This is a genomic window from Burkholderia sp. Ac-20392, from assembly GCF_017104585.1.
GTDB classification, from domain to species: Bacteria; Pseudomonadota; Gammaproteobacteria; order Burkholderiales; family Burkholderiaceae; genus Burkholderia; species Burkholderia lata.
The window spans coordinates 25,112-46,173 of sequence record NZ_JAAGPB010000002.1; the positions used below are offsets into that span (position 1 = coordinate 25,112).

The 21,062-nt window shown below is 65.3% G+C and carries 19 protein-coding genes; 15 read left to right on the forward strand and 4 right to left on the reverse strand.

What is annotated here, in order from left to right; all coding sequences use genetic code 11:
• Window positions 1–226 precede the first annotated feature (226 nt).
• From G3N99_RS42330 to G3N99_RS00480, 4 genes are all read left to right on the forward strand, one after another.
• Window positions 227–358, forward strand: coding sequence for a hypothetical protein (locus G3N99_RS42330; RefSeq protein WP_277396304.1), 132 nt, complete (start codon window positions 227–229; stop codon window positions 356–358).
• Window positions 359–518: 160 nt separating this feature from the next.
• Complete coding sequence (locus G3N99_RS00470; protein WP_206121318.1) at window positions 519–1,442, forward strand: hypothetical protein; 924 nt, start codon at window positions 519–521, stop codon at window positions 1,440–1,442.
• An 85-nt stretch (window positions 1,443–1,527) separates the two neighbouring features.
• Entirely contained in the window at window positions 1,528–2,022 is a 495-nt protein-coding gene (locus tag G3N99_RS00475) for a hypothetical protein (protein WP_206121319.1), read from the forward strand.
• Window positions 2,023–2,231: 209 nt separating this feature from the next.
• On the forward strand, window positions 2,232–2,639 hold the full coding sequence (locus tag G3N99_RS00480) for a VOC family protein (RefSeq protein ID WP_206121320.1): 408 nt from the start codon (window positions 2,232–2,234) through the stop codon (window positions 2,637–2,639).
• A gap of 23 nt (window positions 2,640–2,662) precedes the next feature.
• Here the strand turns inward: G3N99_RS00480 and G3N99_RS00485 are convergent, their stop codons facing one another.
• Window positions 2,663–2,893: a hypothetical protein gene (locus G3N99_RS00485; RefSeq protein WP_206121321.1), complete on the reverse strand. Its 231-nt coding sequence runs from the start codon at window positions 2,891–2,893 to the stop codon at window positions 2,663–2,665.
• Here G3N99_RS00485 and G3N99_RS00490 point away from each other — a divergent pair.
• Window positions 2,893–3,642, forward strand: coding sequence for an SDR family oxidoreductase (locus G3N99_RS00490; RefSeq protein WP_206121322.1), 750 nt, complete (start codon window positions 2,893–2,895; stop codon window positions 3,640–3,642). The genes G3N99_RS00485 and G3N99_RS00490 overlap by 1 nt on opposite strands.
• 18 nt (window positions 3,643–3,660) lie before the next feature.
• Here the strand turns inward: G3N99_RS00490 and G3N99_RS00495 are convergent, their stop codons facing one another.
• Window positions 3,661–4,191: a toxin gene (locus G3N99_RS00495; protein WP_206121323.1), complete on the reverse strand. Its 531-nt coding sequence runs from the start codon at window positions 4,189–4,191 to the stop codon at window positions 3,661–3,663.
• A gap of 128 nt (window positions 4,192–4,319) precedes the next feature.
• Here G3N99_RS00495 and G3N99_RS00500 point away from each other — a divergent pair, with 128 nt between their 5' ends.
• The 6 genes from G3N99_RS00500 (at window position 4,320) to G3N99_RS00525 (ending at window position 12,947) form a co-directional block, all read left to right on the forward strand.
• Entirely contained in the window at window positions 4,320–5,774 is a 1,455-nt protein-coding gene (locus tag G3N99_RS00500; protein WP_241011352.1) for an MFS transporter, read from the forward strand.
• Window positions 5,775–6,419: 645 nt separating this feature from the next.
• A complete protein-coding gene (locus tag G3N99_RS00505; protein WP_174933019.1) occupies window positions 6,420–8,117 on the forward strand; it encodes a M4 family metallopeptidase in 1,698 nt (565 codons plus the stop codon).
• A gap of 481 nt (window positions 8,118–8,598) precedes the next feature.
• A complete protein-coding gene (locus G3N99_RS00510) occupies window positions 8,599–9,066 on the forward strand; it encodes a MaoC family dehydratase (protein WP_050781542.1) in 468 nt (155 codons plus the stop codon).
• A gap of 333 nt (window positions 9,067–9,399) precedes the next feature.
• A complete protein-coding gene (locus G3N99_RS00515; RefSeq protein ID WP_174940455.1) occupies window positions 9,400–10,353 on the forward strand; it encodes a LysR family transcriptional regulator in 954 nt (317 codons plus the stop codon).
• Between the two features lie 367 nt (window positions 10,354–10,720).
• Window positions 10,721–12,091: an MFS transporter gene (locus G3N99_RS00520; protein WP_206121324.1), complete on the forward strand. Its 1,371-nt coding sequence runs from the start codon at window positions 10,721–10,723 to the stop codon at window positions 12,089–12,091.
• 97 nt (window positions 12,092–12,188) lie between these two features.
• Complete coding sequence (locus G3N99_RS00525; protein WP_206121325.1) at window positions 12,189–12,947, forward strand: glucose 1-dehydrogenase; 759 nt, start codon at window positions 12,189–12,191, stop codon at window positions 12,945–12,947.
• Between the two features lie 75 nt (window positions 12,948–13,022).
• Here G3N99_RS00525 and G3N99_RS00530 read toward each other — a convergent pair whose 3' ends face one another.
• Complete coding sequence (locus G3N99_RS00530; RefSeq protein ID WP_206121326.1) at window positions 13,023–14,264, reverse strand: CoA transferase; 1,242 nt, start codon at window positions 14,262–14,264, stop codon at window positions 13,023–13,025.
• Complete coding sequence (locus tag G3N99_RS00535) at window positions 14,261–15,421, reverse strand: CaiB/BaiF CoA-transferase family protein (protein ID WP_206121327.1); 1,161 nt, start codon at window positions 15,419–15,421, stop codon at window positions 14,261–14,263. Before G3N99_RS00535 ends, G3N99_RS00530 begins: the two co-directional genes overlap by 4 nt.
• A gap of 324 nt (window positions 15,422–15,745) precedes the next feature.
• Between G3N99_RS00535 and G3N99_RS00540 the strand changes: the two genes are divergently transcribed.
• The 4 genes from G3N99_RS00540 (at window position 15,746) to G3N99_RS00555 (ending at window position 21,053) form a co-directional block, all read left to right on the forward strand.
• Window positions 15,746–16,054 carry a hypothetical protein gene (locus tag G3N99_RS00540; protein WP_206121328.1) on the forward strand — a complete coding sequence of 103 codons (309 nt, stop codon included), beginning with the start codon at window positions 15,746–15,748 and terminating at the stop codon, window positions 16,052–16,054.
• A 27-nt stretch (window positions 16,055–16,081) separates the two neighbouring features.
• On the forward strand, window positions 16,082–17,566 hold the full coding sequence (locus tag G3N99_RS00545; RefSeq protein WP_174986407.1) for an aldehyde dehydrogenase family protein: 1,485 nt from the start codon (window positions 16,082–16,084) through the stop codon (window positions 17,564–17,566).
• A 315-nt stretch (window positions 17,567–17,881) separates the two neighbouring features.
• Complete coding sequence (locus G3N99_RS00550; protein WP_206121329.1) at window positions 17,882–19,888, forward strand: AMP-binding protein; 2,007 nt, start codon at window positions 17,882–17,884, stop codon at window positions 19,886–19,888.
• Between the two features lie 274 nt (window positions 19,889–20,162).
• Window positions 20,163–21,053: a CoA ester lyase gene (locus G3N99_RS00555; protein WP_346778449.1), complete on the forward strand. Its 891-nt coding sequence runs from the start codon at window positions 20,163–20,165 to the stop codon at window positions 21,051–21,053.
• The last annotated feature ends 9 nt before the right edge of the window (window positions 21,054–21,062 follow it).

Here is a 21,062-nt window from a genome sequence, read left to right on the forward strand (position 1 = left end):
TGGATTGTGTAATTTATATGAAAGCAAGTGTGTGGCCGGTGCCAGGTGCCCGCGCATTTCAAGCGTTACCGCCAAGGCGGGAAGCGACGCTCGTCAACGCCGTCGATGGATGATTTATTCGCCGATAGTGGTGATAATCGTCGACTGGCGCAACGCAACCCGCGTTGAGCGTGTCCGAGCACGTCTTCCAAGCCCGTATTGGCGCCGACAACGACAAACGAAAACGATGAAACCCGTCAACAAGATGCTTCCCGCGCAGCGCTTTGCGTTGCCGCGTCAAATTCGGCTGCCTGCCTACGCGGCGCATGCCGTCACGCCGTCCGCTTTTCCGGCTGTTTACGACGCCCGGTGCCGCTGAGCGCCCGGTCACGCCGCTCCATTCGTTCAACCAGCCCCGGCGCCTGAATCGATCGCCCGGGCAATCGGTATCGCACGGCGATACCCGTCGGTGCATCCCGTGAAGTCGCATCGGGTCACATGACGACGCGTCACGGAACCGCACACAGGAGTCACAACACATGATCGGGAAGTTTGCGTGGCTGTCCGTCGCTTCACTTCTGGTCGCGGCATGCGGCGATCGATCGGGGCTCGCCGATACCGCATCGAATGCGCAGCCGGCGGCGGCTTCGGCGACACCCGCCGTCGCCGCGCAGAGCGCGGGGAGCGAGAAGATCCCGGCACCCGTGCCGCCGAGGCCCGGCCGGGTGCTCGAGGGCATTTACCAGCGGGACGCGCATGGCGAGGACACGATGGAGATCGCCAATGGAAGCCAGGCCTCTTACTGGTACGGCCACGCGTTCGACCTGAACGGCAACCACTACTTCACCGGCTTTGCGTACGACACGCCGAACAAGTACGCCGAGCAGGAGAAAACGGCCGCCCCGGCGCCCGACGCGAGGGTGACCCTCACCGAAGCCACCTTCGAATGGACCACGGATGGCGGCGTGGCCGGCTGGAACATGGTCGAGTCGGAACGCTCGATCGGCGAGTTCGGCGGCTATGAGAAGGCCGACACGATCGACGACAAGGAGCCGGCCGTGAGCACGACAACGCCGGACGGGCAGATCGTGCTGGCGGTCCCGACCTGGTATCTGGCCTCCGGCACCCGGATCAAGTCGTTCAGCCTGTTCGTCTATCAGCGCACCAATGCGTCAAGCAATCCTGACGATACCGACTGGACCTATGCCGGCAATGTGTCTCGCGGCAATGACAACGGCGCGGCGTGCGATGCCGACGGCACCGGCAATCACGTCCCGTGCGTGACCGGCTCGTCGACCCTGACCTTCGTGTCGACCGATCGTCGCGATTGGCCGCGCGTTCGTGTGGCAATGAAGGGGACGGGCATCGACCACGCCGGTCAGAAGAAAACCTACGGCGCGGCGGATGTCGTCGAATACCGGTTCAATCCGAAGACGAAGGTCTACGAAGCGGCAAAGACGTAAGACGGCATGCAGCATGCCGCATTCAACGATGGTTTCACTTGTCCACGAAGAGGATCGAATGACGAAGCCCGTCTCGAGAAACCGCATGTCGATGGTGTGGGCGTGTGCGGCGATTCCGTTCATTGCGGGTTGCGCGCATGTCTGTTCCGCCCTGGATTCCAGCCCGGTGTGCGCGACGATGTATCCCGGCCCGGTTCAGAAGGCGGCCAAGGCCATGGTGGGGCAGCCGATCTCGGTGGCGTTCAAGGCGTTCGGCCCTCCGTTCATCAATCATCCGCCGCTATCGCAGTCGCCGGAGTCGGCAAGTTATACCGGGAACTACTTCTGGGACAACTCGCGGGTCCACGTGAGCCCGAACCTGTCGTTCGTCCAGACCGGCAGCCAGTACGTCGGCAATCATATGGTCGGCGTGACTCGAGCGGGAGACGGCCACGCGGACATTCCCGTGTATCAGGACGACTATCGGGCCACCGGCTATTACGACCACGAAACCGTGCTCGACTACGTGTGCATGATCACCATCAAGACGAATCATGCCGACATCATCACGAAGGTGGATGTGGGCGGGTGCCGGAAATGACGGTGTTCCGGCCGATCCGGGCCGAATGCGAGTAGCGCGATCCGCGGCGATCCCAACTGTGCCGCGGCCCCCGGTTTCATGCGGGTTCGCGCGCGGTCCGGACGTGCGTCCAATGCGAGTAGTCGAACGTGAGCGTCGGCTCGTATTCTGAATGCGTCGGGCGGAACGGCATGGGGCCGCCGCCGATCAACGCATGACAGAGACTCGCAATGACTGCCATTACGCAAACCATGAAGCTCAACCACCTGAGCTTCCCCTCGGCCGACACGCTGGCGACGGCCCGATTCTTCGAGCGGCACCTGGGCTTCACGATCGCGGGAAGCTGGGACCAATCCTGGATCCTCAAGCGTCCGGGCTTCGACGTGGTGATCGATCACGTCGGCGATGACACGCCGGCATGGCCGACGAATTTCCACGTCGGGTTCGAACTGCCGAGCTTCGACGACGTTCGCACGTTGTTCGAGCGCTTCAGGGAAGAGGGCGTCGAGATGGTGACGGACGTCTTCAACAACGGGCGCGGTTCGCGTTTCTTCTGCCGCGCACCGGGCGGCGTGATGTTCGAACTGAACACGCGCGCGGATGCCGCGCCGGAATATCAAGGCACCTTCGAGGACTGACGCAGGTACGCGTCGGGCCGCGCTCAACCGCCGGAGCGGGTCAGCCTGGCGATGACCGCGCGGATACGCGAAGGTTGGGTGATTTCCGTCGTGCGTAGATCGTTGCAGAGCGCGACATGACTGATCCGCACCACCCGCAACCCGACGCGCGGCTTGCCGTTGCGCAGGACTTCAAAAGCAAGAAACGGAGTGTCTGCCTGCGTACGACCCCCTACATTGCCGTGATGAACGTCACTCACGGGATGTAAAAACAATGACCTTGCTCGAAGGAAAAGTCGCCATCGTCACCGGCGCCTCGACCGGCATCGGCCGTGCGATCGCGTTGATGTTCGCGGCGCACGGCGCGTCCGTCGTATTGGGCGCGCGAAGCGAAGCCGCGCTGAATCAGGTTGCCGGCGAGATCCGTCGTCAGGGCGGGCAGGCGCGCGCATGCGCCGGCGACGTCGGTCACGTCGATACGCATCGACGGCTCGTCGGGACGGCCCTGCGCGAGTTCGGCGGTCTCGACATCGCGATCAACAACGCGGGGACGGTCGGGCCGCTCAAACCGCTTGCCGACATCTCGCTCGACGAGTGGCAGCAGACGCTGTCGACCAACCTGACGGCGGCCTTCCTGGGCGCCAGCAACCAGATTCCCGTGATGCTCGAACGCGGAGGCGGTTCGATCGTCTTCACGTCCAGCTTCGTCGGAACCAGTGTCGGGCTTCCCGGCATGGCCGCATATGGCGCGTCCAAGGCCGGCTTGACGGGATTGGTGAAAGGCATCACCGCGGACTATGCGGCACGCGGGATTCGGGCAAACGCACTGTTGCCGGGCGGCGTGGATACCGCGATGGGCGGAGACCGTGACCAGAAGGAATGGGCGGCCGGGCTCCACGCGATGAAGCGTATCGCGCGCCCCGACGAGATCGCCTCCGCGGCGCTGTTCCTGGCGAGCCCGATGGCGAGTTTCGTTACCGGCTCGGCCCTGTTCGCCGACGGCGGCAATGCGGCCGTGAAGTGAGGTCCTGTTGGCCCGGGCTCAACCGCCGGCGCGGGTCAGTCGGTCGATGACCGCGCGGGTATGCGACGGCCGGGTGATTTCCGTCCAGTGCAGATGCGCGAATTTCGGGTCGTCGCGCAGCGCGGCGAACTTGATGCGATTCCTGGCGAACGTGGTGTATGACCACAGCAGCACCGACTCCCGGGAGAATGCCATCCGCAGCGACTCCCGGTTGCCGTGCGACAGCTCGGTGCGCAGGAGCCCGCGGCTCAACGTGCGCCAGAGCACCCGGGAGAATACCGTCCGTCGCCCGAAGTTGAGCCAGATCACGTGCGTGGCTCTCGACCAGAGCACGTCGCGTACGGCGCTGTAGTTGCCGTCGGCGACCCATCGGTCGCCGGCGGTCGCGGCCAGCACGGCGTTCTCGAATTGTTCCGGCGGCACGGCTGTCCAGTCGGGGCCCCAGTAGAGTCGATCCAGCTCGATATATGGGCAGCCGGCTGCAGCCGCCAGTGCGCTGGAAAAAGTGGATTTCCCCGCTCCGCTGGTTCCAACGACGACGACGCGCATGTGTTTGACCGCGGTTGAATTTTGAAGCCGCGTATTGTGCCTCATGCCCCGAAACGATGCGGCATCTTCGATCGGTTCGAGGCCGCCGGCGCACCGGTCGTCATGCACGTCCGGTGGTACCCGATACGATGGTAACGACAGGCGTGGCGCGTCGTGCAGGCATGTCGCGCGTTTTGTACAATCTCGCGCGAGGGTCGCGCAGCGCACGGCCATCACGTACGTCAACAAGATCGAAAGAGAGAAACGATGGCGACCGAACTCGGGGTGCGAGGGAGCATGTACGCGGGCGGCGCTTGCGACGGAATCCCGCGATGGAGGTACGGCTGGACAAAGGCCGGGCACGCGTCTCAATCGGATCGAGCCAGCGCATGAGCGACAAACCCGTTCTTGCCGCCGGCGCGCCGTGCGAACCTGCCGCGTCGACTACGCCGCTGATGACGCTCGCGTGCCTGCTCGTCTTCATGGCGCAAATGGCGACGACGGTGTACCTGCCGTCACTGCCTGTCGTCATGCGCGAATTGACGATGACGCAAGGCGGCGCCGAGTTCTCCATCTCCGCGTACGTGATCGGCGCGGCGCTGCCGGTACCGTTCTGGGGCGCTGCCGCGGAACGCTGGGGCAGGCGTGGCCCGTTGCTGATTTCGCTGCTGCTGTTCGTCGCCAGCAGCCTGCTGCTCGCCATCTGCACGGTCGCACCGGCGCTGCTCGTGTTGCGCGCCCTCCAGGGCGTCGGAGGTGGCGGCGCGGCGATCATTGCCAGAATCATCGTCCGCGACAACTGGCGCGGCGACGAGCTGGCGCGACGGCTCTCCGTGTTGTCGATCGCCTTCATCACGGCGCTGGGCGGCGGCCAGTTCGTCGGCGGGCTGATCGGCCGATACAGTCATTGGCAAGCGGGTTTCGTGCTGATGGCCGTCATCGCCGCGCTGGCGATCGGTCTGTCGTATGCGTTGCCGTTGAAGGCGGGAAGCCGCACCGCGGTCACGTCAGGCACGGCCGGCACATACCGGGCCCTGCTGCGGCGCCCGGGTTTCCTTTGGCCGGCTTGCGCGGGCGGGTTGGGGTTCGCGACGACCGTGACCTTGCAGGAAGTGAGTCCGTTCGTGTTCCAGGCGCATTTCAAGCTGGCCGTGACGAGCTTCGGCAGTATCGGCCTGTTGCTCGGCGTCGCCTATTTCAGCGGCGCGATGCTGGTCAATCGCCTCGTGAAGCGGCTCGGCGGCGTGCGGTTGATGCATGCCGGCGCCGCGCTGGTTGCGCTCGCAACCACGTTGATGCTGGCGTCGTGGCTGGGCGGCCTGCTGACCGATTTCACTGGCCTGTGGATCTTCATCGTGCTGTATTGCCTCGCGATTTTCGGCCAGGCGGTGCTGTTTCCGAACAGCATGGCGACTGCCGTCAGCGATGCGCACGAGCATGGCGCGCATGCGATGGCCTTGTGCGGCTTTCTACAGCAAGGACTGGCGGGCATCGCGGCGACGGCGGCGGTGCTGCAGCACCATGGCGGCACGTGGACGCTCGCCGTATTCGTGCTGGGGGCGCTCACGTGGCTGGTGGTGCGGTTCAAGGTGAGGGCCGGCTAGGCAGCGGACGTCACCGGATGGTTCGTCGGCCGCATGCGTCTCGCCAGGAAGCAGCAGCGTGCGCAACCAATGACTGAGCGCGGGCATTCCAGTACCAGAAGAAACGTGGCGCGACATGCGACCGGTCGCGCCGCGCTGCGCCGCTCCGCTCGAGCGAACGATTCGTAGAAAGCATTATCTCGCGTGTCGCGTGACAGGCTTTCACTACGAATTCAGAGGTATCGCCATCAAAAGCGAGAGCCGACGAGGCATTAAAGATGCATTGGCGCACCGGGAATGGCAACAATCAAAATAAATATTTAATAAGGCAAGTAGTATCTGCCGATTTACCCCGGCGTCACGTCACCCGTCCTGCGCAACCCACGCCACGCGCTGCCTCGCCCAGGCAGCACCGGGCTCGCCGGCCCATTCCGCCGATGCAACGTTGCCGATCCCGTCATCGCGGCCGACGAGATCATTTCATATTTATCACCAAACCATGACTCGATTAACGTCGATGACAGCAAAAATTAAACTGTCAGAAAATATCTTGTAATTATAAAAATGACCTTCTAGCATCCCTCTGCGGTTCGTGACATGTCTTACATCAAAGTCTGTACTTGATGCATTCCTCGAACATCACCCACTTATAAGCCGGGGGATTACATGAAGAAACTGTCTCGTCTGCTGTCCATCTCCGCGATTACCGTCGCGAGTCTCAGTGCTTTTGCCCAGGCCGGCGACCAGTCGGCTACGGTCGACAAGGCACTGCAACTGATCCAGCAGAACCCGTCTGCCTTCAGCCTTGCAACTGGCGGCGCGGCACGCACGTTGAAGTTCGCAGGGCCGCAGGCGAGTGCGCCGGCGGACGGCGATCAGTTCCAGGTACGCGACGTGATCGTCGACCCCGACGGCACGGAGCACGTGCGCTTCGACCGCTTCTACGCAGGCCTGCCCGTGATCGGTGGCGACGTTGTCGTCCATTCGAGCAAGGGGCAGTTGAAGCAGGCGAGCGTGACCCAGCTCGCACCGATCAATCTCGCCGGTAACATCGGCAAGGTCGGCGACCGCTCGGTGGTACGCAATGCACCCGACGTCGGTGCTGCCCGGGTCAAGCGCATTGCAGCCGCGCGTTTCAACTCGGACGTGCGCCGCGTCGATGACGCGGAACTCGTCGTGTTCGCACGCGATGTCGCACCGACGCTGGCCTACGCGGTGCGCGTCTACGGCAAGGCGACCGATGCGCATGGCGATGCCGTGCTGTACTACGTCGATGCGCGTAACGGCGCCGTGCTCGACGCGCAGGACCTGATCAAGACCGCCGCCGCGACCGGCACCGGCCGCTCGCTGTACTACGGCAACCTGACGCTCACCACGGACCAGACGGGCACGAACGCGTACCGGATGCTCGATCCGAGCCGCGGCTCCGGCTCGGTGTACGACGGCCGCGGCCTGACCTCGGACGACGTCGAACAGGCGACCGACCTGCCGATCTTCACGAGCAGCACGAACGTGTGGGGCAACAATACGACCACCGACCGGCAGACTGTCGCCGCCGACATCGACTATGGTCTCGCGCTCACTTGGGACTACTACAAGACCGCGCACAACCGCAACGGCATCTTCAACGACGGCCGCGGCGTGAAGAGCTATGCACACGTCGTGTTCAACACCGGCAGCGGCACGACCGGCGCGAATGCGGCATGGCTGAATTCGCACGTGATGGTGTACGGTGACGGCCAGCCCGGCACCAGCCTGCCGAAACCGGTCGTTTCGGTCGACGTCGCCGGACACGAGATGAGTCACGGCGTGACCGAGGCCACGGCCAACCTGAACTATTCGGGCGACGCGGGTGGCCTGAACGAGTCGACGTCCGATATTTTCGGCACGCTCGTGAAGTACTACGCCAACAACCCGAACGATCCCGGCAACTACGTGATCGGTGCGCGTGTGGTGAGCGGCGGCCTGCGCAAGATGTACAAGCAGGATCTCGACGGCCGGTCGTTCAGCTGTTACCCGTCCGGCGGATTCTCGTGGTCGAATCCGCGCCACGACCCGCATTTCACGTCGGGCGTCGGCAACCGCCTGTTCTACCTGCTCGCGGAAGGCCCGACGGTGCCGTCGACCGATACCGGCCTGACGAAGGCGCAGCTGGTCTGCAACGGCGACACGACCTTCAGCGGCGTGGGCCGCGAGAAGGCCGGCAAGATCTGGTACCGGACGCTGACCGTGTATCTGAACGCCAACTCCAGCTACCCGAACGCACGTCGTGCATCGATCCAGGCGGCGAACGACCTGTACGGCGCGAATTCGGCCGAAAGCACGGCGGTCGCTCGCGCGTGGAGTGCGGTCGGGGTGAACTGATGGCGCCCGTGTGAGTGCGTTGAACGCCCGGAGATCGCGTGGCGGACCCTTCGCTTCGGAGCAGTGCGAGCCGATCGAAGCCACGCGACGCCCGGGCGAACGACGGGCAGAAGTTGATCGGCCGCCTGCGGTTGCAGGCGGCCGATTTTTTGGTATCCGGATTTCATCACACCCGCCGTCTGTCCCGATGATCGCGCAGCGCTTCGCCTTGCCACGTGTCAAGCCGTTCGCCGGGATGCACGTGTCCGTCCGATCGATCACCTTCCGGTCCGTCCGCCGCCATCCAGTGTCATCCCCGGTTGTCGGGTAAACCTCCACAACGACATGCCGTCGCCCGCACGCAATCGCCGTTCGCGAATCGCCCGTGCGCCGAACGCGACTTGGCGCACGTGTGCCGGGCATTTACCCTTGGTGACGCATCCGGTGTATTGCGAGGACGTCGAGTTCGGGACGAAAGAGAGAGGGAGAGGAGGAGGGCATCATGACGGAAGCCATGTCCGGCGGCTACCTTGACCGATTCGTGATCGGTGCGACTTACCGGCACCCGATTCAGCATACGCTCACCGAGGCCTGCAACCTGCTATTCAGCACGCTGACGCATAACGCGGAGCCGTTGTATCTGGACGTCGAGCATGGCGGATCGTCCCCGTACCACGCACGGGTGGCAAACAGCACGTTCGTATTGTGCGTGGCCAGCGGTGCGCACGCGTACGAACTGAATCAGACGATTCGTTCCATCGGACTGGGCTGCACGGACGTCCGATTCGTCCGGCCCGTTTTCGTCGGCGATACGATCTGGGCAGAAAGCGAGACCGTGGACCGGTGCGATGCGGGTCACGAAGGCGCCGTGATCGAGTTCGAATGTCGTGTCTACAATCAGCGCAACGAGCTGGTCATCAAGTTTCGGAGCCAATGGTCGATGTCCACGCCCGCATTGCCGCTCCAGTGACGAACGCCGGCGCGATGCGCGCGATCTCGCCCGACCGACGGCGCACGCGCGATTCGCGAGCAGGCCGTGTGCGTTGATGCTACCGTGTGCATCTGACATCAGAGGAAAGGCGCCGCTAGCCACGTTGCCGATCCGATGCATCGGCCATGCAACCGGTGAACAGGAAAGACGGCTTCAACTGTTCGTTTCCCGGACAGGATTCCCATAAAAACGTGCCTCCCCGATGAGCAGCGGGTCAACCCGCGCCATCGTGGGGCGAGCACAGTGCCGTGTCGCCGCCAGTCGATCGCTGCCGCGAGCGTACGATCGGGCGACCGGACGGAAGGAGACATCATGAGTGCGTTGAGCGTGCACGGTTTGACCCGCCGGGTCGACCTCTTTACGTTGCGCCTGTTTCTTACGGTCGTGGAGGAACGCCAGATCCGGCGTGCCGCGACGCGGGAGAACATCGCGCCTTCCGCCGCGACCAAGCGCGTCCAGGACCTGGAGGACATTGCCGGCGTGCAATTGCTCGAACGCATCCCGAACGGGGTCGTTCCGAATGCGGCAGGTGAAGTGCTCGCACGCTACCTGCGGCAGATGTTCGAAAACTTCGAGGACATGCGGCGCGAGCTCGGCGAATTTTCGGCAGGCGTGCGCGGACACGTCAGCGTTGCGTCGACGGGCGCCAGCGTCGTCCAGTATCTGGGGCGCGAATTCGGCGAGTTCGCACGCAATTTTCCGCAGGTCGAACTCGAGCTGAAGCAGGAACCGAACACGAACCTCGTGCGAGCCGTGATGACGGGCGACGTCGATCTGTGCGTGTACGTGGTGAGCGCCGACGTGGACGACTCGCCGCTGGAAACGCTGCCTTATCGTACCGACAGCTTCGTCGCCGTCGTGCCGCGCAATCATCCGCTCGCGGAACAACGCACGGTGAAAACCCTCGATCTCGTTCGCGAGCCCTTCATCGCGCAACCGGTCAATACGACGCTGATGTTCAAGGTCAACGAAGCCGCGCATGCGCTCGGGGAGACGATTCGCGCCAGGTTCACCGTGTCGGGCGCCGACGTCGCACTGAGTCTCGTACAGGCGGGCCTCGGCGTGACGGTGCTCCCGGAATGCATGGTCCCGATGGACAGCCACGAACGGTGTGCGGTCCTGCACATCCAGGAGCCGTGGGCCGTGCGGGTGCTGCGGGTCGGCACCCGAAAAGGCAAGGCCACGACTTCGGCCACGCGCGCGCTGATCGACCAGCTTACCGGGCAGCCGAAGGCCGCGCCGTCGTCCGGCACGCTGGCCGATTGATCGACGGGCCGGGCGCGGCCGCAGCGCGCCGCGCCCCGTTTCCCCGACTCCCGCTCCACGTTCCCGGTGCTCGACCGCGTGGCCGCCAACCTCTGGCGCTACATCGCGGGCGGCACCGCGTCCTCCGTCATCCTGACCGGTTCCAGACACCGCATCGTCCGCCGCGCCCGACGTTCGTGAACGGCGAACGGCCGTCTCGCAATTCGTGATTTGAAGATGCAGCGCGTGCCTCATAGCATTGATGGCGCCACCGATGCAACGCACGCCGTGCGAATGCGCGGCGGCCGCCGGCGGCCCGGTACACGAGCCATGCTGAATGAAAAAAGGACAGGCACTGCGACCTTCCAGACACGGAGACATAGGAACCATGCGTCAATTCGATTTGCAGGCGGTGATCGACGAAGCCCGATTCGGTCGATTCCATGCCGTCGTTCTTTGCTGGTGCATCCTGATCATGATTCTCGACGGGTACGACCTCGCGATCGTCGGCATTTCGCTGCCGCTGATCATGAAGGCGATGCACATTTCGCCCGTCACGGCCGGCGTGATCGCCAGTTCGAGCCTGTTCGGCATGATGGTCGGCAGCATCCTGCTGGGCAGCGTCGCCGACCGTATCGGGCGACGCCCGGCGATCGTGCTGTGCGTACTGCTTTTCAGCGTGTTCAGCGCCGCGGCCGGCGCGGTCTCGAGCGCCGTCGCGTTTTGTGCGCTGCGGTTCCTGGCGGGACTCGGCCTCGGCGGCATCGCACCCACGTGCGCCGCGCAGATGACGGAGTATTCGCCGCGGCGCATGCGCAGCATGCTCGTTTCGCTGATGTTCGCGGGCTACTCGGGCGGCGGCGTGCTGGCGGCGTTGCTTGGCAAGACCCTGATGGAAAACTACGGGTGGCGGTCGATCTATTACGCGGCGGCCGTGCCGATCGTGCTGGTTCCGGTGATCTGGCGCACGCTGCCGGAATCGCTGTCGTTCCTGGTGCTCAAGGGCCGTGACGCGGACGTGCGCAGGATCGCGCAACGGCTGATGCCCGGCCAGGCTCTGCAGCCGGGCGACCGCTTCGCGATGCCGAAGGCGGCGGCCGGCCCGACGAGGCTGCTTGGCGCGCTCTTCAGCGAAGGGCGCGTGTTCAGCACGCTGATGTTCTGGGTGACCTGCATCACCAATCTGTTCATGGTCTACGGGCTGAGTTCGTGGCTGACCAAGCTGATGGCGTCCGCCGGCTACAGCCTCGGCTCGGCGCTGACGTTCGTGATGGCGATGAATCTCGGTGCAGTGGTCGGCGCGATCGGCGGCGGCTGGCTGGCCGATCGCTTCAATATCCAGCGCGTGCTGATCGGCATGTACCTGGTCGCGGCCGTCTCGATCGCGCTGCTCGGCTACAACGCGCCCACCGCGTTGCTCTATGCGGTCGTGACCGTCGCCGGCGCCTGCACGATCGGCACGCAGATCGTGGTCTACGCCTACGCGGGCCAGTTCTACCCGACCAACGTGCGCTCGACGGGGGTAGGCTGGGCCGCGGGTATCGGGCGCCTCGGCGCAATGTTCGGCCCGATCCTCATCGGGGTGATCGTGGGGCTCGCGCTTCCGCTGCGTTTCAACTTCTATGCGATGGCGATTCCCGCGGTGATCGGCGCGCTCGCCGTCGCGCTGGTCAACGACCGGTTGTCCGACCGCGTCAGGGGCCGCGCGGCGCCGGATCGCGCCGGCGAGCTGGGCGCCGTTGGCGAAGGCAGCGCCTAGCGCGGTGCGTATGCCGGGGCGCAGTGAAGTTGAATAGCGTCAGTACTCCGAAAATAAACTGAAGTCGACAATCGAACCCATCGAACAGGAGTGTCACATGAATCGCATGAAAGGCAAGACGATCATCATCACGGGGGCCGCGAGCGGCATGGGCGCGGCCGGGGCCGGATTGCTCGCGCGCGAGGGCGCCAACGTGCTGGTCACGGACATCCGCGCCGACGGCGCGGCGCAGGTGGCCGCCGGGATTCGCGAACAGGGGCTGAGCGCCGAACACTGCGGCCTCGACGTCACCGACGCGGCGCAATGGCAGGCCGCCGTCGACAAGGCGCTCGCGGCGTGGGGGCGAGTCGACGTGCTCGTCAACAACGCCGGGCTGCCCGGCACGCCGGTTACATGGGAGCAGGCGACGCTCGAAAGCCTGAACAAGCTGATCGAGCTGAATCTCAACGGCCAGTTCCTGGGGATCAAGACGGTCATTCCGGTGATGGAGCGCACCGGCGGCGGATCGATCGTCAACATGTCGTCGATCGCCGGCATGGTCGCCTTTCCGGGGCTCCACCCAGGCTATGGCGCATCGAAGGGCGCGAACCGGCTGCTTTCCAGGTGTGCAGCGATCGACTTGGCCGGCCGCGGGATTCGCGTGAACTCGGTTCATCCGGGCGTGATCCGCACGCCGCAGAGCGAATATTTGTTCGACGATCCGGAGGTCATCCAGGTCATCCACTCGAAGATTCCGCTGGCGCGCGCGGGGCGGCCCGAGGAAGTCGCGAACGTGGTGCTGTTCCTGGCCAGTGATGAATCGTCCTACGTGACCGGCGCCGAACTCGTGGTCGACGGCGGCTTTACCGCCCTCTGACGCAAACCATCGAACGCACGTTCCACGAAGGGCATCGCGCCAACCCATGCGCGATGCCCTTGATGCTTCCGGGTTTCAGATGACTTGCCGCGAGCGCAGCGCTGCGACTTCGTCGCCGTCCATCTGCAGCCACGCCTCGAGCACGGCCTGCGTGTGCTGGCCCAGCTGCGGCGGCAGGCCGGCTTCGGGCTCCGGCACGTCCGACATCTTGATCGGGTTGCCGGCGACCTGGATCGGCCCCCAGACCGGGTCGTCGAGCGTCATCAGCATCTCGCGGGCAGCCACGTGCGGGCAGTCGAACAGGTCGGCGACATCGTTCACCACCGACGCCGGCACGCCGCCGTCACGCAACATCCGGACGGCGTCCGTGCGGGTCCGTTCGGCCAGCCATGCATCGATGTGGCGGTTGAGCGCGTCGCCATTGGCACGGCGGGAGATGCCGTCGACAAAGCGCGGATCGTCGGGCAATTCCGGTCGGCCGATCACGTCGCAGAACCGTCGCCAGATATGCTCGCCGAGCACGGCAATGACGATATAACCGTCGTTTGCGCGGTACGTGCCGAACGGCGCGGTGACCGCATGCACGCCCGGCGGCGTCGGCTGGCGCAGCGCGGAATACATCGCGACCGAGATCTCGTTCTGGATCAGCGACGCGTCGTAGAGCGAGATGTCGACCTTCTTGCCGCGGCCGGTGCGCTGGCGCTGATAGAGTGCAAGCAGCGCGCCCTGCATCGCCAGGATGCCGCCTTGCAGGTCGGCCAGCGAAAAGCCGAGATAGGTCGGACGATCGCCGGTGCGATCGGGCCGGTACATCAGCCCGCTCATCGCCTGCCCGACGATGTCGAACGCCGGGTAATCCGTATACGGACTGGGCTTCACGTCCGTGTGGCCGAACCCGGAGATCGCGACGTAGATCAGGCGCGGATTGTGTTCGCGCAAGACGTCGTAGCCGATGCCGAGCCGATCCATGACGCCGGGGCGCAGGTTTTCCACGACGATATCGGCTTCGCGCGCCAGCTCGATGAAGATCCGCTTGCCTTCGGGATGCTTCAGGTCGAGCGTGACGCTCTTCTTGTTGCGGTTCGAGCGCAGAAACGACAGGCCGTGCGCGACCCCGTTCGCGTCGGTCTTGACGGGGCTCGTGCTGCGGGAAAAATCTCCGCCTTCGCGCGATTCGACCTTGACCACTTCCGCACCGGCATCGGCGAGCCACATCGACGCGTAAGGGCCCGCGATGAAATTCTCGACCGCGAGTACCCGCACGCCGTCCAGCGGCCGGTCGACGGTGTTCGCCGTCATGTTGTCGGTTGCATTCATTGCAGGACCCCCTCGGCGCGCAGCGCATCGACTTCGCGAGCGTCGATGCCCCAGTCGCACAGCGCATCCGCCGTATGGGCGCCGGGCGCGGGCGCACCGCCGCGCAGCGTCGGCTTCGTCCGGCTGAAACGGGGCGCCGGCCCCGGCTGCACGATGCCGTCGATTTCGACGAACGTGCCGCGGGCGACGTTGTGCGGGTGATGCGGCGCTTCGGCGAGCGACAGCACGGGGGCGAGGCAGACGTCGGTGCCGGCCGCGAGCGCGCACCATTCGTCGCGCGTCTTCGTGGCGAACACCCGAGTGAAATGCTCGCGCAGCACGGGCCAGCCGTGGCGGTCGTGCTGATCGGGGAGCGGCGTGTCGGAGAGCCCCAGCAGCACGAGCGTTTCGCGATAGAAGCGCGGCTCGTTGGACGCGAGCGATACGTAGCGATCGTCACGCGTGCGGTAGACGCTGTACCACGGTGTGCCCGAATCGAGCCGGTTGTCGCCGCGCCGGTCGCTCCATGCGCCCGCCGCGTACATGCCGTAGATCAGCGTCATCAGGTGCGCGGAGCCGTCGACCATCGACGCATCGACCACCTGTCCGGCGCCGGAGCGCGCGGCTTCCAGCATCGCGCAGACCATGCCGAACGCGAGATACATCGCGCCGCCGCCGAAATCGCCGACCAGGTTGAGCGGCGGCACGGGTGGCCCGTCGCGTTCGCCGATCGTGTGCAACGCACCGCTCAGCGAGATGTAGTTCATGTCGTGTCCGGGCGCCTGCGCAAGCGGGCCGTCCTGGCCCCAGCCGGTCATGCGCCCGTAGACCAGGCGCGGATTGTGCGCCAGCAGGTCGTCGGGGCCCAGGCCGAGCCGCTCGGCCACGCCGGGGCGAAAGCCTTCGAGCGCCGCGTCGGCGGATGCGGTGAGCCGCTTGACCAGCGCGACGGCCTGCGGCCGCTTCAGGTCGATGGCCACCGAGCGGCGGCCGCGGTTGAGCAGATTGAAGCGGTGATCCATGTGCACGCCGCTGTCCGACGGCACGATGCGGTCGAGGCGCAGCACGTCGGCGCCCATGTCCGCCAGCAGCATCGCGCAGAACGGGCCCGGCCCGATTCCGCCGAGTTCGATGATTTTCAGACCGGCAAGCGGTCCGGCTCCTGCGTTGTCTTTCAAGATTGTCTCCCGGTGTCATTCTGTCGCGCAGCCGTCCGGCCCGGATGCGGGCCATGCGGATATACTAGAAGCGCGCGATGAGCGCCTCAAGTGACGATTCGTGAGCGCACGAGTTCCGGAATACGAACGCGTCGCGACGGCACCGCATCGCGACGATTCGTGCATCGTGAATCGCGGATTCGCGAGTCACGACTTGAGCGATGCCGGGCGCGATGACTACCATCATCGTTACTACGCCGCATGCGTCGGGCCACGAGTCGAACGAACCAGGAACAGGCGCTCGCAGGTTTCTTCACTGCGTTGCGCGAACAATTAGAAATACAAATGATTGAAGAAGCACGGAGGGTGAAACGCATTGCTTCGGATGATTGGCGCTGCCGGCTGCACGCGAGCGGGGCGCTGTCCACGAACGCCGGCGTGACGAACACCCAGGGCCGGTCGGCGACCGGCCTGACCATCGGCGGCGCGTTACAAGCGCGCGACAGGCACGACGATCGTGCTTCAACAGCAGGATCGCTCGCAAGTTCCAGCGCAACGCCGCATCGAGCGGCCGGCGCAACCGACGCTGCACGCGACAGGGACGAGGATCGCCCCGTCGATGACGCGCAGCGAAACATCAAGAACCATCATTAACGGAGACAGGCAGTGACCGCTCATTCCATGAAGTCAGAATCCGAACATCCCGGCCTGGCCGCGGCGCTTGCATGGTGCCGCTCCGGCGCCAAGCAGCACTTCATCGACGGCAAGTGGGTGCCGGCCGCGTCAGGCAGGACGATGGAGACGTTGAACCCGGCGACGGCGGACGTCCTCGCTCGCATCGCCGAAGGCGACAAGACGGACGTCGACCTTGCGGTGGCCGCCGCGCGGCGCGCGTTCGAATCGTCGGGCTGGCGCGGCATGGCTCCGCATGCGCGCACCGCCGTGCTGCTGCGCCTTGCGGACGCGATCGAGCAACACGCGGACGAACTGGCCGCACTCGAGACGCTCGACAACGGGATGCCGGCCTGGTTCAGCGCGGCGGTGGTGAAGATGACCGTCGACACGTTCCGTTACTACGCGGGCTGGCCGACGAAGATTCTCGGTACGACCGTGCCGACCGACCCGTCGGCCTTCATCTACACGCTGCGCGAGCCGATCGGGGTCTGCGGCCAGATCAATCCGTGGAACGTGCCGCTGCTGCTGGCCGGCGTCAAGTTCGGGCCGGCGCTCGCGTGCGGCAACACGATCGTCGCGAAGCCTTCGGAACTCGCGTCGCTGACCTGCCTGCGGCTCGTCGAGATTTTTCACGAAGCCGGGCTGCCGCCGGGCGTGATGAACGTGGTGACCGGCTACGGGCAGACGGTCGGCGCGGCGATCTCCGAGCATCCGGGTATCGACAAGGTCGCGTTTACCGGCTCGACCGCAATCGGCAAGCAGATCCTGCTCGCGTCGGCCGGCAACCTGAAGCGCGTGACGCTCGAACTCGGCGGGAAAAGCCCGCATATCGTGTTCCCGGATGCCGATCTCGACAAGGCGCTGGCCGCCGCGGTCAACGGCTTCACGCGCAATTCCGGGCAGATCTGCTCGTCCGGCACGCGCCTGTTCGTTCATCGCAGCATTCACGATGAATTCGCGAATGAAGTGGCGAAGCTCGTCGCGAGCCTGAAGGTCGGCAACCCGTTCGATGCCGACACGAAACTCGGCCCGCTGATTTCGTCGAAGCAGCGCGAACGCGTGATGTCGTACGTGGACGCGGGCAACGACGAAGGCGCGACGCTGATGACCGGCGGCCGGCAAGCGGGCGATGCCGGTTACTACGTCGAGCCGACGGTGTTCTCCGGTGTGAGCAACACGATGAAGATCGCTCAGGAGGAGATCTTCGGCCCGGTCGTTTGCGTGATTCCGTTCGATACCGAGGAAGACGTGATCGCACAGGGCAACGATTCGACCTACGGGCTTGCCGGCGGCATCTGGACGCGCGACATCGGCCGGGCGCACCGGATCGCGGGCGCGTTGAAGGGGGGCCGGATCTGGATCAACACGTTCGGCGAAACCGATCCGGTGATGCCGTTCGGCGGCTACAAGCAGTCGGGGCTGGGCCGCGAGTTCGGCGCCGAGTCGATTCAGACCTACACGGAAGCGAAGTCGGTGATGCTCCGCTATTGATCGGGGGCGGGCCGGTCGGAATCCTGAGCGATATCGGCAGCGGCCCGCTCTTTTTCACGTGCTCGAACTTGCGCGAAAGCCCCGCATCAAGAACGTGCACGCACGTCGAAAAGAAGGCCTTCTTCCGGAGGCGCATGCGCTGCATTTGCGATCAGGTTCCGCGCGAAACGCGGCACCTCCGGCATGTAAGTGCGCATGCCGGACGCAACGATTCGTGCAATGCGAATCGCGGGTTCGCAAGTGAAAACTTGAGTGCGGCCGGTGCGCACGACTAGCATTGAATCAAAGCAATGCCAGGTCAAACCGGAGACGTGAATGGAAACTGCATGGCAGGTGGCCGACGTGGCGTGGCGCCCTGAACCCGAGGCGGCACGCGCCAGTGCACTGGCTGCGTTCATGCGATATGTCGGCATCGAGCAGGCCGATCCGGCCGGGTACCGGCAACTGCTGGAATTCGCTGCGACACGTCCCGACGCTTATTGGAACGCGCTCATCCGGCATATGGACCTGCGTTTCTATCAACCGTACGACGCGGTGGTCGATACGCGCGACGGCATCGAGTGGGCGAAGTGGTGCGTCGGCGGCACGACCAATGCGGTGCTGAATTGCCTGGACCGCTATCGCGGCACCGAACGTGACCGGCAGGAGGCCGTGGTCTGGGAAAGCGAGGACGGCGCCGTGCGCCGCTGGACGTATGCCGAGCTCGACGCGCAGACGAGCCGCCTCGCGGCCGGGTTGCGCGAGATCGGCTGCCAGCCGGGCGACGTCGTCGCGCTCTACCTGCCGATGGTGCCCGAGGCCGTGGCAGGCATGCTCGCGATCGCGAAGATCGGCGCGATCGTGTTGCCGCTGTTTTCCGGATTCGGCGCACAGGCCGTCGCGAGTCGCCTGCAGGATGCGGGCGCGGTGGCGGTGCTGACGGCGGATGCGAGCACGCGTCGCGGCAAGGTGACGCCGATGAAGCAGACGATCGACACGGCGCGCGCGGATGTGCCGACGCTGAAACACGTCGTCGTGCTGCGCAACCGCGGCGCCGAGACGGCATGGGATGCGCGGGTCGATCATTGGTGGCATGACCTGATCGACGGCCAGCCGATCGATGCGCCGACCACCGAAATGCCGGCGGACGCACCGATGATGCTGATGTACACGTCGGGCACGACCGGCAAGCCGAAAGGCACCGTTCATTCGCACTGCGGATTGATCACGAAGCTCGCGCTCGACATGGGGCTGTGCGCGGACATGCGCGCCGGCGACCGGCTGATGTGGTTGAGCGACATGGGCTGGCTGGTCGGGCCGATGCTGATCTACGGCACCACGCTGCTCGGCGGCACCATCGTGATGGCCGAAGGCGCGCACGATTTCCCCGACGGGGGGCGGTTCTGGCGGCTGATGGAACAGCATCGCGTGAGCGTGCTCGGCATCGCGCCGACGATCGTGCGCAGCTTCATGCAGGCGGGCGGCGCGGGCATCGAAAACCGCGATCTTTCCGCGTTGCGGATCGCGCTGTCGACCGGCGAGGCGTGGACGGTCGACGCGTGGCGCTGGATGTTCGACAAGGTGTGCGGCGGCAGCCGGCCGATCATCAATTATTCGGGCGGCACCGAAGTGGGCGGCGGCATCGTGACCGGCACCGTGATTCATCCGCTGAAGCCGTGTGCGTTCGCGGGCCCGATTCCAGGCATGGGGGCGGATGTCGTCGACGACGCGGGCCGGTCGGTCGGGCCGGGCGGCACCGGCGAGCTCGCGTTGCGCGGGCCGTCGATCGGCCTCACGCGCGGGCTGTGGCACGACAACGAACGCTACCTGGCCAGCTACTGGGGCACGACGCCCGGAATGTGGCGGCACGGCGATCGCGCGGCGATCGACGAGGACGGGTTCTGGTACGTGCTCGGCCGCGCCGACGATACGCTGAAAGTCGCCGGCAAACGCACCGGGCCGTCCGAGATCGAGACGCTCGTGCTGGCGACGGGGCAAGTCGCCGAAGCGGCGGCGATCGGCGTGCCCGACCGCGTCAAGGGCGAGACCGTCGGTCTCGTGGTCACGTTGATGCCGGGTGTGGCCGCCGGCGCGGACGTCGAGAACGCGTTGAGCGCGGCCGTCGTCTCGGGGCTCGGCACCGCGTTTCGGCCGGCGCTCGTGCTGTTCGTCGACGATCTGCCCAAGACACGCAACATGAAGATCATGCGCCGCGCGGTGCGTGCCGCATGCCTTGGTCTTCCGCCCGGCGACCTGTCTTCGCTGGCCAACCCCGAGACGCTGGATGCGATCGCGGCGGCGGCAAGCCGGCACGGCATTTCAAGTGCGGTGGATGGAAGATGAGCGAGCGCTTCGAGGATCTCGTCGTGTCGATACTCCATCGCGTGGCAACGACCACGATCAATCGGCAGAACGGGACATACGCAACGCGTTCGGAAACGGCGGCGACATACACGCGAACGCCGGCACGTCCGACTGCATGTACGCGCCCGATGAATCGCACAAAGGCGTGCGCGCATACCCAGGAGCGTCCACTGGATTTCCGTCACCGCATGAAGTGACGCCAGCGCGACGCCCCATCATTTTTCCGCATCAACCAGGCAACCAGGAGACAAATGTGACTACGAATGTCATGAGGCCGGCCCGATCGCTGCTGTTCGTGCCGGGCAACAAGCCGGACTGGATCGAGAAATCGGTTACCGCGAAAGCGGACGCGCTGATTCTCGATCTCGAAGACAGCGTACCCGTGCCGCTGAAGGTCGAGGCCCGCGCGGTCGTCCGCTCGAAGCTGGCATGGCTGGCCGAGCAGCGGCAGCGCGTGTACGTCCGGATCAACCGCAGCCCGTACCTGTACGACTTCGACGACATCCTCGCAGTGGTCGGGCCGCACGTGGAGGGGATCGTGATCTCGAAGCCCGTCGGGCCCGAGGACATCGACTGCGTATCGATGATGCTCACCGAGGCGGAATTCCGCAACGGCGCGGCGCTCGGCTCGACGCGCGTGATACCGCTGCTCGAGACCGCGCGTTCGCTGCAGTTCGCGTATGAAATCGCGTCGCGCGAGCGCGTCGGCGCGATCGTCGGCGCAACGGCGAAGAACGCGGACGTCGCGCGTGCACTCGGCTATGTGTGGACGCCCGACGGCCGCGAAAGCCTGTACTTCAAGTCGCGCGCCGTGATGGCCGCGCGTGCGGCCGGCAAGCATGCGATCGGCGGCGTGTGGCAGCAGGTCAAGGATCTCGACGGGTTGCGCAAGTCGTCGCTGCTCGACCGCAATCTCGGCATGTCCGGCGAACTCGCGCTGCATCCGTCTAACGTCGCGACGATCAACGACGTGTACAGCCCGTCGCCCGACGAAGTCGCGTACTACGAAGGCATGATCGCCGCGCTCGACGAGGCGCAGGCCGGCGGCCGCGCATCGTGCATCTATGACGGCGAACACATCGACATCGCCCACGTCAAGACCGCGCACGAGATCGTTGCGCGGGCGAAATCCCTCAATCACTGACTGAACAAG

Bases quoted from the DNA above. Each gene is read 5' to 3' on its own strand.
- G3N99_RS42330 (WP_277396304.1), top strand. From the start codon at position 227: ATGAAACCCGTCAACAAGATGCTTCCCGCGCAGCGCTTTGCGTTGCCG.
- G3N99_RS00470 (WP_206121318.1), top strand. From the start codon at position 519: ATGATCGGGAAGTTTGCGTGGCTGTCCGTCGCTTCACTTCTGGTCGCG.
- G3N99_RS00475 (WP_206121319.1), top strand. From the start codon at position 1,528: ATGTCGATGGTGTGGGCGTGTGCGGCGATTCCGTTCATTGCGGGTTGC.
- G3N99_RS00480 (WP_206121320.1), top strand. From the start codon at position 2,232: ATGACTGCCATTACGCAAACCATGAAGCTCAACCACCTGAGCTTCCCC.
- G3N99_RS00490 (WP_206121322.1), top strand. From the start codon at position 2,893: ATGACCTTGCTCGAAGGAAAAGTCGCCATCGTCACCGGCGCCTCGACC.
- G3N99_RS00495 (WP_206121323.1), bottom strand. From the start codon at position 4,191: ATGCGCGTCGTCGTCGTTGGAACCAGCGGAGCGGGGAAATCCACTTTT.
- G3N99_RS00500 (WP_241011352.1), top strand. From the start codon at position 4,320: ATGGTAACGACAGGCGTGGCGCGTCGTGCAGGCATGTCGCGCGTTTTG.
- G3N99_RS00505 (WP_174933019.1), top strand. From the start codon at position 6,420: ATGAAGAAACTGTCTCGTCTGCTGTCCATCTCCGCGATTACCGTCGCG.
- G3N99_RS00510 (WP_050781542.1), top strand. From the start codon at position 8,599: ATGACGGAAGCCATGTCCGGCGGCTACCTTGACCGATTCGTGATCGGT.
- G3N99_RS00515 (WP_174940455.1), top strand. From the start codon at position 9,400: ATGAGTGCGTTGAGCGTGCACGGTTTGACCCGCCGGGTCGACCTCTTT.
- G3N99_RS00520 (WP_206121324.1), top strand. From the start codon at position 10,721: ATGCGTCAATTCGATTTGCAGGCGGTGATCGACGAAGCCCGATTCGGT.
- G3N99_RS00525 (WP_206121325.1), top strand. From the start codon at position 12,189: ATGAATCGCATGAAAGGCAAGACGATCATCATCACGGGGGCCGCGAGC.
- G3N99_RS00530 (WP_206121326.1), bottom strand. From the start codon at position 14,264: ATGAATGCAACCGACAACATGACGGCGAACACCGTCGACCGGCCGCTG.
- G3N99_RS00540 (WP_206121328.1), top strand. From the start codon at position 15,746: ATGATTGAAGAAGCACGGAGGGTGAAACGCATTGCTTCGGATGATTGG.
- G3N99_RS00545 (WP_174986407.1), top strand. From the start codon at position 16,082: ATGAAGTCAGAATCCGAACATCCCGGCCTGGCCGCGGCGCTTGCATGG.
- G3N99_RS00550 (WP_206121329.1), top strand. From the start codon at position 17,882: ATGGAAACTGCATGGCAGGTGGCCGACGTGGCGTGGCGCCCTGAACCC.